Below are 17,857 nucleotides of genomic sequence, written 5' to 3'. Positions count from 1 at the left end.
CGAAACGGAAGGAGAAAAACAACATGGCTAGAGAGTTCTCCTTAGACAAAACACGTAATATCGGGATCATGGCACACATCGATGCTGGTAAAACGACTACTACGGAGCGTATTTTATACTACACTGGTAAAATCCACAAAATTGGGGAAACGCATGAAGGTGCTTCTCAAATGGACTGGATGGAGCAAGAGCAGGAGCGCGGAATTACAATTACGTCTGCTGCTACAACGGCTTCATGGAAAGAACACCGTGTTAACATTATTGATACTCCAGGACACGTAGACTTCACTGTTGAAGTTGAACGTTCGTTGCGCGTACTTGATGGTGCGGTTACAGTTCTTGATGCTCAATCAGGTGTTGAGCCTCAAACTGAAACTGTTTGGCGTCAAGCTACAACTTACGGAGTTCCACGCATCGTATTTATCAACAAAATGGATAAAATCGGCGCGGACTTCTTATACTCTGTAGGTACGTTGCATGAGCGTCTACAAGCTAATGCTCACCCGATTCAGTTGCCAATCGGCGCAGAAGATAACTTTTCAGCAATCATTGATTTAGTTGAAATGAAAACACATTTCTACGCTAACGATTTAGGAACTGAAATTACTGAAGGTGAGATTCCTGAAGATCACAAAGAACTTGCTGAGGAATGGCACACTAAATTAGTGGAAGCTGTTGCTGAGCTTGACGAAGACTTGATGGAAAAATACCTTAGTGGCGAAGAAATTACTGTTGAAGAACTTAAAGCTGGTATCCGTAAAGGAACACTAGACGTTGAGTTTTATCCAGTAGTTTGCGGAACTGCATTTAAAAACAAAGGGGTTCAATTAATGCTTGATGCAGTAATTGATTACCTACCATCTCCATTAGACGTACCACCAATGACTGGTGTTCTTCCGGACTCAGACGAAGAAGTATTACGTAAACCTAGCGAAGACGAGCCATTCTCAGCGCTTGCGTTTAAAGTAATGACAGATCCATATGTTGGAAAGTTAACTTTCTTCCGTGTGTATTCTGGTTCTCTTAAATCTGGTTCATATGTTCAGAACTCTTCTAAAGGTAAGCGTGAGCGCGTTGGACGTATCCTACAAATGCATGCAAACTCTCGTGAAGAAATCGCTGAAGTATATTGCGGAGATATTGCTGCTGCTATCGGCCTTAAAGATACATCAACAGGTGATACGTTAAGTGACGAGAAACAACAAGTAATTCTTGAGCGTATGGTATTCCCAGAACCAGTTATTTCACTTTCTGTGGAGCCTAAATCTAAAGCCGATCAAGATAAAATGGGTCAAGCCCTTGCTAAATTGCAAGAAGAAGATCCAACTTTCCGTGCGCATACTGACCAGGAAACTGGCCAAACAATCATCGCGGGTATGGGTGAACTTCACCTTGATATCCTAGTTGACCGTATGCGTCGTGAATTCAACGTAGAAGCTAACGTGGGTGCACCTCAGGTATCTTACCGTGAGACATTCCGTCAGTCTGCTAAAGTTGAAGGTAAATTCGTGCGCCAGTCAGGTGGACGTGGACAATTCGGACACGTTTGGATTGAGTTCTCTCCAAACGAAGAAGGAGCAGGTTTTGAATTTGAAAATGGTATCGTTGGTGGTGTTGTTCCGCGTGAATACATCCCAGCAGTTGAAGCGGGTCTTCGCGACTCTCTAGACAACGGTGTTATTGCCGGATATCCTTTGATCGATATCAAAGCTCGTTTGTTCGACGGATCTTACCATGATGTTGACTCGAATGAAATGGCATTTAAAGTAGCTGCTTCTATGGCACTTAAAAATGCAATTTCTAAAGTTAATCCAGTTCTTCTTGAGCCTATCATGCGCGTTGAGGTTGTTATTCCTGAGGAATACCTTGGGGATATCATGGGTGACATTACGTCACGCCGAGGCCGCGTAGAAGGTATGGACGCTCGCGGAAACGCACAAGTTGTTCGTTCTATGGTACCTCTTGCACAGATGTTCGGTTATGCAACTTCATTGCGTTCAAATACGCAAGGCCGTGGTGTGTTCTCAATGCACTTCGATCACTATGAAGAAGTACCGAAATCAATTTCTGAAGAAATCATCAAAAAAAATAAAGGTCAATAATTGAATTTTGATCTTTAATCACGTATAAATAGTTTGTATGCTGAGAATAATAGGGCCCTATTATTCCGGCACTTCAAACAAACATTCACTTACATTTCGAGGAGGATTTTTCTAATGGGAAAAGCTAAATTTGATCGCTCTAAAACACACGCAAATATTGGTACAATTGGTCACGTCGATCACGGTAAAACAACTTTGACTGCAGCAATCGCTACAGTTCTTGCTAAAAAATCAGGCGGAGAAGCTCGTTCTTACGCTCAAATCGATAACGCACCTGAAGAAAAAGAGCGCGGTATCACAATCAATACTTCACACGTTGAGTATGAAACTGAATCTCGCCACTACGCACACGTAGATTGCCCTGGACACGCCGATTATGTTAAAAACATGATTACTGGTGCTGCTCAAATGGACGGCGGAATCTTAGTAGTATCTGCTGCTGACGGCCCAATGCCACAAACTCGTGAGCACATCCTTCTTTCACGTCAAGTTGGTGTTCCTTACCTAGTTGTATTCATGAACAAATGCGATATGGTAGATGACGAAGAACTTCTTGAACTAGTTGAAATGGAAGTCCGCGATCTTCTTTCTGAATATGACTTCCCTGGCGATGACATTCCTGTCATCAAAGGATCTGCTCTTAAAGCTCTTGAAGGAGAAGCTGAGTGGGAAGACAAAATCGTTGAATTAATGAACGCGGTTGATGAGTATATCCCTACTCCACCACGTGATACTGAAAAACCATTCATGATGCCTGTTGAGGATGTATTCTCAATCACTGGCCGTGGAACTGTTGCTACTGGACGCGTTGAACGCGGACAAATCAAAATCGGTGATAACGTTGATATCATTGGTCTTACTGAAGAACCAAAATCTACAACTGTAACTGGTGTAGAAATGTTCCGTAAATTACTTGACTATGCTGAAGCTGGCGACAACATTGGCGCACTTCTTCGCGGAGTTTCTCGTGATGACGTTCAACGTGGACAAGTATTGGCTAAACCAGGCACAATTACTCCACATACTGAATTCAGAGCTGAAGTTTACGTTCTTTCAAAAGAAGAGGGTGGACGTCACACTCCATTCTTCACAAACTACCGTCCACAGTTCTACTTCCGTACAACTGATGTAACTGGTGTTTGTAACCTTCCTGAAGGTGTAGAAATGGTTATGCCTGGAGATAACATCGAAATGATCGTTTCTCTAATCTCTCCTATCGCACTTGAAGAAGGAACTAAGTTCTCTATCCGTGAGGGTGGACGTACTGTAGGCGCTGGCGTTGTTGCTACAATTACTAAGTAATAACTGCTAAGTGTTAAAAAAGACCCTATCTCATTACTAATGAGATAGGGTCTTTTTTGCGTTGTCACCATGAATAATAGAGATTTATTGCTTAAATAGCTAGTTGTTCGTAAAATATTCAAACTTTTTAATTAATGTTACAAATGCAGTATTAGCAACAATGAAAACGGATACATTTATTGTTAATATTCAAAATTGGCTAAAAACTTCAATTAAGCTCATTGACACGCTTCTTAATAGACGATATGATAGCAACAATTTACAAAACACATACAGAATTCGATATATTGCATATTATAAAATTTCTGAGAAAGAAGTGGACATCATGAGTGAACAAGTAATTTATATGAATGGCGAATTCGTAAAAAAGGAAGACGCTAAAATTTCAGTTTATGATCATGGATTTTTGTACGGTGATGGAGTATTCGAAGGAATCCGTTCTTACAATGGAAATGTTTTCCGGCTGGAAGAACATCTGGAACGACTCTTTGATTCTGCAAAATCAGTAATGCTTGAGATTCCACACACTTTCGAAGAAATGACCAATATTGTTGTTCAAACACTTAGAGAGAATAAGTTTAAAGACGCTTATATTAGACTCATCGTTTCAAGAGGGGTGGGCAACCTTGGGTTAGATCCTTACAGTTGTTCTCATCCAAGTGTAATTGCAATAGCTGAACCCCTATCCCTGTTTCCGAAATCAATGTATGAAACAGGAATCGAAATTGTTTCAGTGGCTACACGAAGAAGTCGTTCAGACGTACTGAGTCCAAAAGTTAAGTCCTTGAATTACATGAATAATATTTTAGTAAAACTTGAAGCTAACCTTGCAGGCGTTTCTGAAGCGCTTATGTTAAATGACCAAGGTTATGTAGCTGAAGGTTCAGCTGATAACATCTTTATTGTTCGAAAGGGAAAAATAATCACTCCTCCGGGTTATGTAGGAGCGCTTGAAGGAATTACACGAAATGCAATTATGGATGTAGCTGCTCAAAAGGGCTATGACATGCAAGAAGGTGTTTTCACAAGACATGATGTGTATGTTGCAGATGAAGTATTTTTAACAGGAACTGCTGCTGAAGTCATTTCTGTCATCAAAGTAGATGGTCGAGTAATCGGTGAAGGAAAACCAGGTCCAATCACGAATGATTTGTTGGAATCATTCAGAGAACTTGTTCAGAACGACGGCGTGAAAGTTTATGAAGATCATCTAAACGTAGTTTAAACAGAATTTCTAGAATCAAATATACGTTCAACTCAATGACGAGGTTAAAGCAAATGGAATCCGTATTTACAGAGAGCCGGTACAGGTGGAAGCCGGTAATACAACCATTTGCGACATCCCCTCTGAGTGGATTGCTGAAAAGCTTCGGCTGTTTAGGTAGTCCCGGTGACTTGCAAGTGAAAAGTCATCGTTATCAATGGATAAGCATTGCTTATCCATGAGGCTGCGGTTGCGCAGTGAAATAGGGTGGTACCATGAAACTTTTTCATCCCTATACGAAGAACATGTTTCTTTGTGTAGGGATGAAAAAGTTTTTTTATTTCACAAGAAACTTAAAAAAGGAGGCGGAAAGATTGGGAGTAAACGTACAGGTTAGAGAAGAAGTTAAACAGGAATTGACAGGCAGTGGTGCAGACATACTGATTCAGTCTTTAAAAAATCAAGGCGTAGAAATCATATTCGGCTATCCTGGAGGCGCGGTGCTACCGATTTACGATGCCTTACACAAAAATCCGATACGCCACATCTTAGCAAGGCATGAACAAGGCGCTATTCACGCAGCTGAAGGATATGCAAGGGTATCAGGTAAAACAGGCGTTGTACTTGCAACATCTGGTCCCGGTGCTACGAATTTAGTGACAGGAATTGCAGATGCTATGCTGGATTCCTTGCCGTTAGTCATTTTTACGGGTCAGGTGGCGACTTCAGTCATCGGAACCGATGCTTTTCAGGAAGCTGATATCATCGGCATCACACAACCGATTACAAAGCATAATTATCAAGTGAAAAAAGTAACGGATCTACCAAGAATTATTAAAGAAGCTTTCTACATTGCTTCTACTGGACGTCCAGGGCCGGTTCTAGTAGATATACCGAAAAACATTGCGACGGAATTGTTCTTATCTACTAAAGAAGAAGAGGCAGTCTATCTGCCGGGATATCAGCCGACGACTAGCCCTAATTTTTTACAAATTCAAAAAGCTGCGCAAGTGTTGTCACAATCAAAAAAACCTTTGATCTTAGCGGGGGCTGGCATACTTGCTGCTAAAGCGACAGAAGAGCTAAAGAAATTCTCAGAAAAACATCAAATTCCAATTACTAATACGTTACTCGGGCTAGGAAGTATTGGAGGCGAACACGAATTATTCCTCGGAATGGCGGGGATGCACGGTACCTATACAGCCAATACAGCAATTTGTGATTGTGATGTGTTATTAAACATTGGCGCCAGATTTGATGACCGGCTAACTGGTAACCTGGCTAACTTTGCACCAAATGCTCAAGTTATTCATATCGACATTGATCCAGCAGAAATCGGCAAAAATGTACCGACCGCAATTCCGATTGTTGCAGATGCAAAAGAGGCGTTGGTCCAGTTGCTCAATCAATCATTTGAAAGTCCGAATACTACGGAGTGGCTAGGGGAATTATTCGAGAATAAAGCAGAATATCCACTTCAGTATCATGTAAAAGGTCGGGAAGGTATCCTTCCTCAACAAGCGGTAGAGCTGATTCATCGTTTGACTAGAGGCGATGCAGTGGTAACGACTGATGTTGGTCAGCATCAAATGTGGGCAGCTCAATATTATCGTTTCAATAATCCACATAACTGGGTAACTTCAGGTGGCTTAGGTACAATGGGCTTCGGTTTTCCGGCAGCGATTGGTGCGCAACTAGCAAAACCCGATGAGCAAGTAATTTCTATTGTTGGAGATGCTGGATTCCAAATGACTTTGCAAGAACTGTCCTTGCTTCAAGAGCTTCGTCTTCCGGTGAAGATTGTCATTTTAAACAATCAAAGCTTAGGAATGGTAAGACAATGGCAGGAAACGTTTTATGAGAGTCGCTATTCTCAATCGTTGATGCCCGTTCAACCTGATTTTGTGAAACTGGCTGAAGCGTATGACGTTAAAGGTTACAAAGTAGAAACGATGGAAGAAGCAGAAGTGGTGTTTGCAGAAGCAATTAATTCAAACGAGCCGGTTTTGATCGATTGTCGGGTGGTGCAACTAGAATGTGTTTATCCTATGGTAGCGCCAGGCAAAGGCTTGAATGAAATGATCGGAGTGAAAGGTGAATGAAACGAGTCATTACAACGACGGTAATCAACCAAAGTGGTGTGTTAAATCGCGTCACGGGTTTGCTTATGAAGCGGCAGTTTAATATCGAAAGCATCTCTGTTGGTCATACAGAACAGCCTGGCATATCAAAAATGACTTTTGTCGTCAATGTAGAAGATAGAGGGAAATTAGAACAATTACTAAAACAACTACAAAAACAAATTGATGTACTTAAAGTGAATGATATTACAGATAAAGCTATGGTCATGAGAGAGCTTGCACTAGTAAAAGTAGTTGTACCACCAGCAGTCAGAAATGAAGTGCTCAGTATCGTTGAGCCGTTTCGAGCAACAGTGGTTGATATGAGCAAAAATGTAACAACATTTCAAGTGACAGGCGACCCGGAAAAGATTGAAGCATTTATTGATCTGATGAGACCTTATGGTGTCAAAGAGCTGACCCGAACCGGTGTATCAGCTTTTGTCAGAGAAACACAAAAAACGCAGGCACCCCAATTAAACATCCTATAAAAAACCAAACTCGAGGAGGAAATTAAAAATGGCAAAAATGTATTATAACCAAGACGTAAACGAACAGGTACTTAAAGGCAAGACAATCGCGGTAATTGGCTATGGTTCACAAGGTCACGCACACGCACAAAACTTAAAAGAATCTGGTTTTGACGTAGTAGTTGGCGTGCGTCCTGGTAAATCATTCGAGCAAGCAGAAAATGACGGCATGAAAGTAATGGCAGTAAAAGACGCGGCAGACGCGGCAGACGTGATCATGGTCTTAGTACCAGATGAAAAACAAACACAAATCTACAATGCAGACATTAAGCCTTCACTAAAAGCAGGCAAGTCACTTGTTTTTGCTCATGGCTTCAATGTTCACTTTAACCAAATTGTTGCACCTACAGATGTAGATGTATTCCTAGTAGCTCCTAAAGGACCGGGACATCTTGTGCGTCGTACATACGAAGCGGGTGCTGGTGTACCAGGGTTAATTGCGATTCACCAAGATGTGTCAGGTCAAGCTAAAGAAGTGGCGCTTGCTTATGCAAAAGGAATCGGAGCTACGCGTGCAGGTGTTTTAGAAACAACATTTAAAGAAGAAACGGAAACGGATCTATTCGGAGAACAGGCTGTTCTTTGCGGCGGTGTAACGTCTCTAGTAAAAGCTGGATTTGAAACACTTGTTGAAGCGGGATACCAACCGGAACTTGCGTATTTCGAATGCATGCACGAATTAAAACTAATCGTTGACCTAATGTATGAAGGTGGCTTGTCTGGAATGCGTTACTCAATTTCAGATACTGCGCAGTGGGGAGATTTTGTATCAGGACCACGTATTGTCGATGCAGATACAAAAGCGCGTATGAAAGATGTTCTGACAGATATCCAAACAGGGAAATTCGCAAAAGGGTGGTTGCTTGAAAATCAACTAAACCGTCCAGAATTTACGGCAATTGAAAAAGCAGAAGAATCGCATCAAATCGAGCAAGTTGGACGTGAATTACGTGCCATGATGCCATTTGTCAATGAAGGTAAGAAAACTAAACAAAAAGAGGTGGTCGCCAATGTCACAAATTGATATTTTCGATACGACATTACGAGACGGAGAACAGTCAGCCGGGATCAACTTGAATACAGCAGAGAAAATCGAAATCGCCCGTCAACTTGAACGTCTGGGAGTGACGATTATCGAATCAGGGTTTCCAGCTTCATCTCCAGGAGACTTTGATGCTGTGCAGCGAATTGCAGGCACGGTAAAGAATTCAATTGTGACGGGTTTGGCCCGTTCGATACAAAGTGATATTGACCGCACGTGGGATGCGTTAAAAGGAGCGGAACAGCCGCATATTCATATCTTTTTAGCTACCTCGCCTATTCATATGGAAACAAAGTTATTTAAAACACCTGAGCAAGTGGTTGAACTTGCTGTAGAATCCGTGAAATACGCGCGTAAGTTCTTTCCGCTAGTTCAGTGGTCAGCGGAAGATGCTTCTCGTTCAGATCCGGAATTTCTGGCGCATATTATCCGTAAAGTAATTGAAGCGGGAGCCACAACTATTAACCTTCCGGATACAGTTGGTTATGCAACACCTCATGAGTACGGTGCGATGTTCAAATACATGACGGACAACGTAGCGGGAATTGAAAAAGTGAAACTGTCTGCACATTGCCATAACGACTTGGGGATGGCAACTGCTAATACACTAGCCGCAATCGAGAATGGTGCGACACAAATCGAAGGAACTATAAATGGTATCGGAGAACGCGCTGGTAACGTTGCACTAGAAGAAATTGCAGTTGCTTTGCATATTCGAAAACAAATTTTTAATGTTGAAACGGGTATTAAATTGAACGAAATTAAGCGCACTAGCCAATTGGTGAGTCAATTGACAGGTAGCTTGATTCAACCGAATAAAGCGGTCGTCGGTAAAAATGCTTTTGCCCACGAATCGGGAATTCACCAAGACGGTATGCTGAAGAATCCGTTGACTTATGAAATCATTACTCCGGAATTGATTGGTGATGTAGCAACAGAATTGGTACTAGGTAAACATTCTGGGCGTCACGCCTTTAAAGACCGTGCTATCAAAATGGGCTTTGACTTATCTGAAGAAAAGTTGAACAATGCATTTGTTGAATTTAAAAAGCTAGCTGACCGTAAAAAAGAAATTGTGGAAGACGATCTTTATGTATTACTAACAGATCAGCAAATTCACGATGATGAAACGCCAGTCTACAAGTTGGAAAGTGTCCAAGTACAGTACGGTACGGCGAACATTCCGACGGCTACTGCTTCTGCCTATCACCCGAGTGGTGAGCTAATTAGTGAAGCAGCTACTGGAGCAGGATCTGTTGAGGCGATTTTTAATACATTGGAGCGGATTGTGGAAGGCAAAGTTCACATTTTAGATTACCGTGTGACTTCTATTGGTAAAGGGCGTGACGCATTAGGCGAAGCGGTTATCAATATGAGTTATAACGGTGAGACGGTAACGGGGCGCGACGTTGCACAAGACGTTTTGGAAGCGACGGCAAAAGCCTATTTGAATGCAGTTAATCGTCAACTTGTTCAAGTAGGAAAGAAAGTTAGGATGTCAGCGGTATAGAAGAACAATTCAAACGAGGAGGAATTTAAAATGAAAAAAACAATAGCGGTATTGCCAGGGGACGGAATTGGACCGGAAGTGACAGATGCAGCGGTAAAGGTGTTGCAATCCATCGCAATGCGTTATGGACATACTTTTCATTTAAAGCACGCGGTAATCGGAGGCGCGGCGGTTGATCAATTTGATAACCCGCTACCTCAGCAAACCATTGATGTTTGTGATGCGAGTGACGCGATTCTCCTCGGTGCGGTCGGAGGAACGAAATGGGATAACAACCCCGCTCATTTGCGTCCTGAAAAAGGACTTTTGAACATCCGGAAGCATTTCGATTTGTTTGCAAACATTCGTCCAGTTAAAGCAATCCCCGCATTGCTGACTTCTTCTCCATTAAAAGAAGAAGTGGCGAAAGAAGTCGATATGGTCATTGTTCGCGAATTGACGAGTGGGTTGTATTTCGGTGAACCGAAACGTCGGTCAGAAAAATCAGCGGTTGATACGTTGGTTTATACGAGAGAGGAAATTGAACGCATTGTAAATCAGGCGTTTGAAATTGCTCGTACGCGAAGAGGCAAAGTAACGTCGGTTGATAAAGCCAATGTATTAGAAACGAGTAAGCTATGGCGTGAAGTTGTAGAAGAACGTAAAGCAGCCTATCCAGATATTGAAGTAGAACATATGCTAGTTGATTCGGCAGCGATGAAGCTGATCACGAATCCACGCACTTTCGATGTTGTCGTAACTGAGAATATGTTTGGAGATATCTTGAGTGACGAAGCATCCGTTATTACTGGGTCACTTGGCATGCTGCCATCTGCTAGCATCCGTTCAGACGGCTTCGGTCTTTACGAGCCCGTACATGGTTCGGCGCCTGATATCGCGGGGCAAAACAAAGCCAACCCATCTGCTGCTATTTTGTCGGTTGCCATGATGTTTAAGCATTCATTTGGTCTCCACACAGAAGCGGCAGCCGTTGAACAAGCTGTAATGAGCGTTTTGGAAGATGGTTACTGCACAGGAGACTTAGCTGGTAGTGGGAAGCGTGTGGTTTCAACAGAACAATATGTAACGAAAGTGATAGAAGAACTAGAACGAGAATTTGTATCAGAACATATCATGTATTCTTATGTGTAAGTAAAAGGAGCGGTTGGCATGGCAAAAACCATCATAGAAAAAATTTGGGAACAACATATTGTCTTCGAAGAGCAAGGAAAGCCGGACCTGCTGTATATTGATCTTCACTTACTGCATGAGGTGACTTCTCCGCAAGCATTTGAAGGACTTCGGTTAAACGGGCGTAAAGTCCGTCGACCGGATTTGTGTTTTGCGACTATGGATCATAATGTCCCAACAAGAAACCGAGATACCATCACAGATCCCGTCTCGCGTAAGCAAATCAAAACCTTACAAGACAATTGCGATGAATTTGGTGTGCCGCTTGCGGGTATTAATCATCCCGACCAAGGAATTGTGCACGTTATTGGACCGGAACTTGGATTGACGCAACCAGGTAAGACGATTGTTTGCGGGGACAGTCATACTTCGACACATGGTGCATTTGGTGCTTTGGCGTTTGGTATTGGTACAAGTGAAGTTGAACACGTTCTATCTACGCAAACATTGTGGCAATCAAAACCCAAAACAATGGAAGTTCGAATTGATGGCAAGTTGGGCTTTGGCGTTACCGCTAAAGATGTCATCCTTGCGATTATTTCGAAATTTGGTATCGATATGGGAACCGGATATGTTATGGAGTATACGGGCGAAGCGGTTCGTAACTTAACGATGGAAGAGCGTATGACCATTTGCAATATGTCCATTGAAGCTGGTGCACGTGCAGGTTTAATTAGCCCAGATCAAACGACAATCGAGTATTTGAGAGGACGTAGACATGTCCCTGAAGGAGACGCGTTTGAACAAGAAGCTGATCGTTGGCTAGCTCTTGCAACAGAAGAAGGTGCAGAGTATGATGCGACCGTTTCGATTCATGCAGATGAAATCTCTCCATTCGTTACGTGGGGAACGAATCCATCAATGGGTTCAGGTATTGCTGAACATGTTCCGTCTGCTGCAGATTACGAGAAACAGTCAGATAAAGACGCATTAAAACAAGCTTTAGCTTATATGCACTTAGAAGAAGGAATGCCGCTTTCTTCCATTGCGATCCAACATGTGTTTATCGGTTCTTGTACCAATGCACGTCTAGGCGATTTACGTGCGGCAAGTAAAATCATTAGAGGGAAGAAAGTGCATCCGTCCGTAACGGCAATTGTCGTTCCTGGATCTGAAACGGTTAAACGTGCAGCTGAACAAGAAGGCTTAGATCAAGTGTTTCTCAAAGCGGGCTTTGAATGGCGTGAGACAGGTTGCAGTATGTGCTTAGCGATGAACGAAGACTCGGTACCTGCAGGTGAACGTTGTGCATCTACTTCTAACCGGAATTTTGAAGGTCGACAAGGAGCGGGCTCAATGACGCACCTAGTAAGTCCTGTCATGGCAGCAGCGGCTGCGATTGAAGGTCATTTAACAGATGTCCGTAACTACATGGAAGAGGCTGTAGCGTCTGTATGACAAACGAAAGTGAGGAGACCCTTCGATGAAACCGATAAATAAAATTTCAAGCGTACTGACGCCACTAGAACGAAAAAACGTCGATACGGACCAAATCATTTCAAAAGAATTTCTAAAGCGTATTGAACGAACGGGATTCGGCAAATATTTATTTTATCATTGGCGTTTTCATGCAGATGGTACACCCATAGAAGACTTTGTTTTGAATGATCCTCGATTCGAAAACTCCGAAATTCTAGTCGCACAAGAAAATTTTGGCTGCGGTTCTTCTCGTGAACATGCTCCGTGGGCTATTTTAGATTACGGATTTCGTGTAGTCATTGCACCTAGCTATGCAGACATCTTCTATAACAACTGCGTGAAAAACGGCATTTTGCCAATTCGCTTGAAAGACCAAGAAGTAGATGAGTTGATTAGTAAAGGTCAACAACAAGATTTTAAGTTAGAAATCAACTTAGAAGACCAATCTGTTACCGGACAAGACGGTACGCGTTATGAATTTGAAATCGATCCTTATTGGAAAGAAATGCTGCTGAAGGGCTGGGATGAAATTGCGTTAACCTTCCAGTACGATTCGTATATTGCAGCTTATGAAGAAAAACAACGTGCTTAATCTGTGTGGAAGACCTTTTACTTAACCGTAAAAGGTCTTTTTTTCGTTTTGAAATAAAAGAGTAATCGTCTGTTGACAACTATTTTTTATTTTGTTAATTTTAAATATGTACTTTAACACTTTAGCAAACTAAAGGAGAGTTTATTATATGAATGCAGTTATTATCGCTGTCTTGGTCATGCTCGTATTGAGCTTATTGCGTGTTAACGTCGTCTTTGCTTTATTGCTTGGCGCACTTGCAGGCGGATTAAGTGGTGGATTATCATTTTCAGATACAGTTACATCATTTACAGGAGGTTTAGGGGCAGGGGCGACCATTGCGCTTAGCTACGCCATGCTGGGTGGATTTGCTGTAGCGATCTCTCGAACGGGAATTCCAGAGTTACTGGTTGCGGGTGTATTAAAGTTAGTGACTAAAGACGGTGAAGCAACACGGAAAAATTTAGCGAAAGCGCTCATCATTACCGCGTTGTTAGCGATGGCGATCTTCTCACAAAATTTGATTCCAATCCATATCGCTTTTATTCCTTTATTAGTGCCACCGATTTTGCACATTTTAAACGAACTTCGAATTGACCGTCGTTTGATCGCGGCAGTATTGACGTTCGGCCTGACAGCTCCTTATATTTTATTGCCGTATGGCTTTGGCTTGATCTTCCATGAGATTGTTTACAAGCAAATGGAGCTAGCGGGATTATCGATTGACATGGCAGATATTCCGAAAGCGATGGCGATTCCAGTTTCCGGCTTACTAGTCGGCTTGATCATTGCGGTGTTCTTTTCTTATCGTAAGCCGCGTGATTACCATACAAATGTTTCTTCTATAGAAGAAACTGTGAAAAAGAAAGCATCAACTAAAGATGTGTTGGTGACAATTGTTGCGTTGGTTGCAGCGTTGTACGGGCAAGTCCAAACAGATTCCATGATCATTGGAGCACTAGCTGGTATCTTGGTGCTGTACGTTTTTGGCGCGATGAAGTGGCGCGAGGCTGACGCAGTCTTAACAGAAGGCATGCAAATGATGGCGTTCATCGGTTTTGTGATGATCACAGCGAACGGTTTTGCGGCTGTGATCCAAGCAACAGGAGCTATCGAGCCGTTAGTTGCCAGCGTATCAGATCTTTTCGCAGGCAATAAAGCAATCGCGGCACTAGCGATGCTGATCGTTGGATTGTTTGTGACGATGGGCATTGGTTCATCGTTTGCCACAATCCCAATCATTGCTGCTATTTTTGTGCCACTGAGTCTGGAGTTCGGATTTTCCACCATGGCGATTATTGCATTGATCGGAACTGCAGGAGCACTCGGTGACGCCGGTTCACCAGCTTCTGACTCAACACTTGGACCAACTGCCGGACTGAACGTTGACGGACAGCACAATCACATCTGGGATACGTGTGTGCCAACCTTCCTTCACTACAATATTCCGTTGGTGATATTCGGTTGGGTTGCAGCGATGTTCTTGAGCTAGGCTTGAAATGTTCGGACTATTTTCATCTCGCTTGAAGTTCTGAAATATCCTGTTATACTAATAAAAGCGAATTAAAAAGAATTTCGTGGAAACACTTGCGGAATTCTTTTTTATTCTGTATAATATCTAATGTTGGTCTTTTGACTGCGATGAAGCGAGAGGTTACCGATACACCCGGCCGCTTTGCCATGGCGAGTGATTGGAAAATTTTCGTGGAGAATGTCTATCAAAAATAGGCGAAAAGGAGGGAAAATAATGGCAAAACAAAAAATTCGTATCCGTTTAAAAGCGTATGATCATAGAATTCTTGATCAGTCTGCTGAGAAAATTGTTGAAACTGCAAAACGTTCAGGTGCAAGTGTATCGGGTCCGATACCGTTGCCAACTGAAAGATCGGTTTACACAATCTTGCGTGCTGTTCATAAATACAAAGATGCTCGTGAGCAATTTGAAATGCGCACACACAAACGTCTAATCGATATCGTTAACCCAACACCACAAACTGTTGATGCGTTAATGAAACTTGATTTACCGTCAGGCGTTGACATTGAAATTAAACTTTAATCGGCAACGAAATAGAAAACACAAATAATCACAGGAGGTGTGACAACATGACCAAAGGAATCTTAGGTAGAAAAATCGGTATGACGCAAGTTTTTGCTGAGAACGGTGATTTAATCCCTGTAACTGTTATTGAAGCTTCTCCAAACGTAGTGCTTCAAAAGAAAACAGTTGAGGTTGACGGCTACGAAGCAATCCAATTAGGTTTTGAAGACAAGCGCGATAAGCTTTCAAACAAACCTTCTAAAGGACACGTAGCAAAAGCAAACACTGCTCCTAAGCGCTTCATTCGCGAACTTCGCAATGTAAACTTAGCTGATTACGAGATTGGTCAAGAAGTCAAAGTAGATGTATTCGCAGAAGGCGATGTAGTAGATGTAACAGGAACAACAAAAGGTAAAGGTTTCCAAGGTGTTATTAAACGCCACGGACAATCTCGCGGACCAATGACACACGGTTCACGTTACCACCGTCGTCCTGGTTCAATGGGTCCGGTTGCTCCTAACCGCGTATTCAAACAGAAGAAATTACCTGGTCAAATGGGTGGCACAACAATTACGATTCAAAACCTTTCGATCGTGAAAGTAGATCTTGAGCGTAACTTGCTTCTTGTTAAAGGTAATGTTCCTGGTTCTCGCAAAGCATTGATCCGTGTTAAAACGGCAACTAAAGCGAAATAATATATTTTTAGAGAAAGGAGGAAACAAGAATGCCTAAAGTAGCTTTATTAAATCAAACAGGTTCACAAGTGGGCGACATCGAATTGAACGACTATGTATTCGGTATCGAGCCAAATGAATCAGTACTATTTGACGCAGTAGTGTCTCAACGCGCTTCACTACGTCAAGGTAACCATAAAGTAAAAAACCGTTCTGAAGTAGCTGGTGGTGGTAAAAAGCCATGGCGTCAAAAAGGAACTGGACGTGCTCGTCAAGGGTCGATCCGTTCACCACAATGGCGCGGAGGCGGTATCGTATTCGGTCCAACTCCACGTAGCTATAGCTACAAGCTTCCTAAGAAAGTCCGTCGCTTAGCTTTACGCTCTGCACTTTCATCTACAGTAGTAGGAGAAAACTTGATGGTACTTGAAGGATTGACATTTGATGCACCAAAAACAAAAGCATTTAACCAGTTGATCGCTGATCTTTCAATTGGCAAAAAAGCATTGTTCGTAACTGCTGACCTTGATGAGAACGTTGCAAAATCTGCACGTAACCTTAAAGGTATGACAGTAGTAGCAGCAGATGGTATTAACGTATTAGACTTGCTTGGACATGACAAAATTGTTATGACAAAAGCAGCGATTGAGAAAATTGAGGAGGTGCTTAGTTAATGGAAGCACGTGATGTAATAAAACGTCCGGTCATTACTGAGCAATCATCTGAAGTAATGGCAGAGAAAAAGTACACTTTTGAAGTGGACACTCGCGCAAATAAAACACAAGTTAAACAAGCTATACAAGAAATCTTTGGCGTGAAGGTTGAGAAAGTCAACATCATGAACTACAAAGGCAAATTCAAACGTATGGGCAAACATGCAGGATATACAAACAAGCGCCGTAAAGCGATTGTTAAATTGACTGCTGAATCTAAAGACATCGAGTTATTCGAAATTTAATTTTCTATAAGTTCTTATAGGACTATTAAAGAAGGAGGGAAATAACGTGGGGATCAGAAAATACAAACCTACCACTAACGGTCGTCGTAACATGACGAGTTCAGATTTCGCTGAAATCACTACGAACAAGCCTGAAAAATCGCTTCTACAACCTGTAAAGCGCAAAGGCGGCCGTAATAACCAAGGTAAAATTACTGTACGCCATCACGGTGGTGGACATAAACGTCAATACCGTGTGATCGATTTCAAGCGTAACAAAGACGGCATTCCAGGACGCGTTGCTACAATCGAGTACGATCCTAACCGTTCTGCGAACATCGCATTGATTCATTATGCTGATGGTGAAAAACGTTACATCCTAGCTCCTAAAGGAGTCGAAGTTGGAACTCAAATCATGTCAGGTATTGAAGCAGACATCAAACCAGGTAACGCTTTGCCGTTATCAAACATCCCAATGGGTTCTACAATCCACAACATTGAATTGAAAACAGGCGGCGGCGGACAATTAGTTCGTTCAGCAGGAACTTCAGCTCAAGTATTGGGTAAAGAAGGAAAATACGTAACAGTTCGTTTGCAATCAGGCGAAGTTCGCATGATTCTTGCTACTTGCCGCGCAACTATTGGCGCTGTAGGAAATGAGCAACACGAATTAATCAACATTGGTAAAGCAGGTCGTAACCGCTGGAAGGGCAATCGCCCAACTGTACGTGGATCTGTAATGAACCCTAACGATCACCCACACGGTGGTGGTGAAGGACGTTCGCCAATCGGACGTAAATCACCAATGTCTCCTTGGGGTAAACCAACTCTTGGATACAAGACACGTAAGAAAACGAACAAGTCAGATAAATTTATCGTGCGTCGTCGTAAAAAATAATTTGATTCCGCTACGGTTCACTAAAAGAACCGTGGTGCGATCACGAAGGGAGGATCCCACATGGGCCGCAGCTTGAAAAAAGGACCTTTTGTTGATGATCATCTTATGAAAAAAGTTGAAGCACAAAAGGATTCTGAGAAAAAACAAGTGATCAAAACTTGGTCTCGCCGTTCTACAATTTTCCCGACATTCATCGGACAAACAATCGCAGTATACGATGGTCGTAAGCACATCCCTGTATACGTGACTGAAGACATGGTGGGCCATAAACTAGGCGAATTCGCTCCAACGCGTAAATACGCTAGTCATGGTGCAGACGATAAGAAAACAAGACGTTAAA

17 protein-coding genes are annotated in these 17,857 nt (G+C 42.4%); all 17 read left to right on the top strand.

Annotated features, from left to right (window positions below; translation table 11 throughout):
* Positions 1-23: 23 nt before the first annotated feature.
* The gene (fusA, locus tag FQ085_RS17355; RefSeq protein ID WP_058386735.1) at positions 24-2,102 is read left to right on the top strand and encodes an elongation factor G; all 2,079 of its coding nucleotides are present in this window, start codon (positions 24-26) and stop codon (positions 2,100-2,102) included.
* Positions 2,103-2,216: 114 nt separating this feature from the next.
* Positions 2,217-3,404: an elongation factor Tu gene (tuf, locus tag FQ085_RS17350; protein ID WP_058386734.1), complete on the top strand. Its 1,188-nt coding sequence runs from the start codon at positions 2,217-2,219 to the stop codon at positions 3,402-3,404.
* 325 nt (positions 3,405-3,729) lie between these two features.
* On the top strand, positions 3,730-4,629 hold the full coding sequence (gene ilvE, locus FQ085_RS17345; protein WP_071153305.1) for a branched-chain-amino-acid transaminase: 900 nt from the start codon (positions 3,730-3,732) through the stop codon (positions 4,627-4,629).
* Positions 4,630-4,982: 353 nt separating this feature from the next.
* Positions 4,983-6,710, top strand: coding sequence for a biosynthetic-type acetolactate synthase large subunit (gene ilvB / locus FQ085_RS17340; protein WP_058386733.1), 1,728 nt, complete (start codon positions 4,983-4,985; stop codon positions 6,708-6,710).
* The gene (ilvN, locus tag FQ085_RS17335; protein ID WP_058386732.1) at positions 6,707-7,219 is read left to right on the top strand and encodes an acetolactate synthase small subunit; all 513 of its coding nucleotides are present in this window, start codon (positions 6,707-6,709) and stop codon (positions 7,217-7,219) included. Before ilvB ends, ilvN begins: the two co-directional genes overlap by 4 nt.
* Positions 7,220-7,247: 28 nt before the next feature.
* Positions 7,248-8,282 carry a ketol-acid reductoisomerase gene (gene ilvC / locus FQ085_RS17330; protein ID WP_058386731.1) on the top strand — a complete coding sequence of 345 codons (1,035 nt, stop codon included), beginning with the start codon at positions 7,248-7,250 and terminating at the stop codon, positions 8,280-8,282.
* Positions 8,269-9,810: a 2-isopropylmalate synthase gene (locus tag FQ085_RS17325; protein ID WP_058386730.1), complete on the top strand. Its 1,542-nt coding sequence runs from the start codon at positions 8,269-8,271 to the stop codon at positions 9,808-9,810. Before ilvC ends, FQ085_RS17325 begins: the two co-directional genes overlap by 14 nt.
* Before the next feature lie 30 nt (positions 9,811-9,840).
* Positions 9,841-10,941: a 3-isopropylmalate dehydrogenase gene (gene leuB, locus FQ085_RS17320; RefSeq protein WP_058386729.1), complete on the top strand. Its 1,101-nt coding sequence runs from the start codon at positions 9,841-9,843 to the stop codon at positions 10,939-10,941.
* Positions 10,942-10,959: 18 nt separating this feature from the next.
* A complete protein-coding gene (gene leuC / locus FQ085_RS17315) occupies positions 10,960-12,378 on the top strand; it encodes a 3-isopropylmalate dehydratase large subunit (protein ID WP_149457255.1) in 1,419 nt (472 codons plus the stop codon).
* A 25-nt stretch (positions 12,379-12,403) separates the two neighbouring features.
* Entirely contained in the window at positions 12,404-12,991 is a 588-nt protein-coding gene (leuD, locus tag FQ085_RS17310) for a 3-isopropylmalate dehydratase small subunit (RefSeq protein WP_058386727.1), read from the top strand.
* A gap of 148 nt (positions 12,992-13,139) precedes the next feature.
* The gene (locus tag FQ085_RS17305; protein ID WP_149457254.1) at positions 13,140-14,462 is read left to right on the top strand and encodes a Na+/H+ antiporter family protein; all 1,323 of its coding nucleotides are present in this window, start codon (positions 13,140-13,142) and stop codon (positions 14,460-14,462) included.
* Between the two features lie 255 nt (positions 14,463-14,717).
* Positions 14,718-15,026 (top strand): 30S ribosomal protein S10, encoded by a 309-nt coding sequence (gene rpsJ / locus FQ085_RS17300; protein ID WP_006828927.1) that lies wholly within the window; start codon positions 14,718-14,720, stop codon positions 15,024-15,026.
* 47 nt (positions 15,027-15,073) lie between these two features.
* On the top strand, positions 15,074-15,703 hold the full coding sequence (gene rplC, locus FQ085_RS17295; protein WP_058386725.1) for a 50S ribosomal protein L3: 630 nt from the start codon (positions 15,074-15,076) through the stop codon (positions 15,701-15,703).
* 29 nt (positions 15,704-15,732) lie between these two features.
* Positions 15,733-16,356 carry a 50S ribosomal protein L4 gene (gene rplD, locus FQ085_RS17290; protein ID WP_058386724.1) on the top strand — a complete coding sequence of 208 codons (624 nt, stop codon included), beginning with the start codon at positions 15,733-15,735 and terminating at the stop codon, positions 16,354-16,356.
* Positions 16,356-16,640: a 50S ribosomal protein L23 gene (rplW, locus tag FQ085_RS17285; RefSeq protein ID WP_058386723.1), complete on the top strand. Its 285-nt coding sequence runs from the start codon at positions 16,356-16,358 to the stop codon at positions 16,638-16,640. The genes rplD and rplW overlap by 1 nt, the downstream gene beginning before the upstream one ends.
* Before the next feature lie 46 nt (positions 16,641-16,686).
* On the top strand, positions 16,687-17,517 hold the full coding sequence (gene rplB / locus FQ085_RS17280) for a 50S ribosomal protein L2 (RefSeq protein WP_058386722.1): 831 nt from the start codon (positions 16,687-16,689) through the stop codon (positions 17,515-17,517).
* Positions 17,518-17,577: 60 nt separating this feature from the next.
* Positions 17,578-17,856: a 30S ribosomal protein S19 gene (gene rpsS, locus FQ085_RS17275; protein ID WP_006828932.1), complete on the top strand. Its 279-nt coding sequence runs from the start codon at positions 17,578-17,580 to the stop codon at positions 17,854-17,856.
* The last annotated feature ends 1 nt before the right edge of the window (position 17,857 follow it).

This window comes from Planococcus sp. ANT_H30, assembly GCF_008369335.1.
GTDB lineage: Bacteria > Bacillota > Bacilli > Bacillales_A > Planococcaceae > Planococcus > Planococcus kocurii.
This window is presented reverse-complemented; position numbering and strand designations above follow the sequence as displayed.

Excerpts from the sequence above, each read along its gene's own strand:
- rplC (WP_058386725.1), top strand. The coding sequence starts at position 15,074 with ATGACCAAAGGAATCTTAGGTAGAAAAATCGGTATGACGCAAGTTTTT.
- FQ085_RS17305 (WP_149457254.1), top strand. The coding sequence starts at position 13,140 with ATGAATGCAGTTATTATCGCTGTCTTGGTCATGCTCGTATTGAGCTTA.
- rplD (WP_058386724.1), top strand. The coding sequence starts at position 15,733 with ATGCCTAAAGTAGCTTTATTAAATCAAACAGGTTCACAAGTGGGCGAC.
- ilvN (WP_058386732.1), top strand. The coding sequence starts at position 6,707 with ATGAAACGAGTCATTACAACGACGGTAATCAACCAAAGTGGTGTGTTA.
- FQ085_RS17325 (WP_058386730.1), top strand. The coding sequence starts at position 8,269 with ATGTCACAAATTGATATTTTCGATACGACATTACGAGACGGAGAACAG.
- fusA (WP_058386735.1), top strand. The coding sequence starts at position 24 with ATGGCTAGAGAGTTCTCCTTAGACAAAACACGTAATATCGGGATCATG.
- tuf (WP_058386734.1), top strand. The coding sequence starts at position 2,217 with ATGGGAAAAGCTAAATTTGATCGCTCTAAAACACACGCAAATATTGGT.
- ilvC (WP_058386731.1), top strand. The coding sequence starts at position 7,248 with ATGGCAAAAATGTATTATAACCAAGACGTAAACGAACAGGTACTTAAA.
- leuB (WP_058386729.1), top strand. The coding sequence starts at position 9,841 with ATGAAAAAAACAATAGCGGTATTGCCAGGGGACGGAATTGGACCGGAA.
- rplW (WP_058386723.1), top strand. The coding sequence starts at position 16,356 with ATGGAAGCACGTGATGTAATAAAACGTCCGGTCATTACTGAGCAATCA.
- rpsJ (WP_006828927.1), top strand. The coding sequence starts at position 14,718 with ATGGCAAAACAAAAAATTCGTATCCGTTTAAAAGCGTATGATCATAGA.
- rpsS (WP_006828932.1), top strand. The coding sequence starts at position 17,578 with ATGGGCCGCAGCTTGAAAAAAGGACCTTTTGTTGATGATCATCTTATG.
- leuC (WP_149457255.1), top strand. The coding sequence starts at position 10,960 with ATGGCAAAAACCATCATAGAAAAAATTTGGGAACAACATATTGTCTTC.
- leuD (WP_058386727.1), top strand. The coding sequence starts at position 12,404 with ATGAAACCGATAAATAAAATTTCAAGCGTACTGACGCCACTAGAACGA.
- ilvE (WP_071153305.1), top strand. The coding sequence starts at position 3,730 with ATGAGTGAACAAGTAATTTATATGAATGGCGAATTCGTAAAAAAGGAA.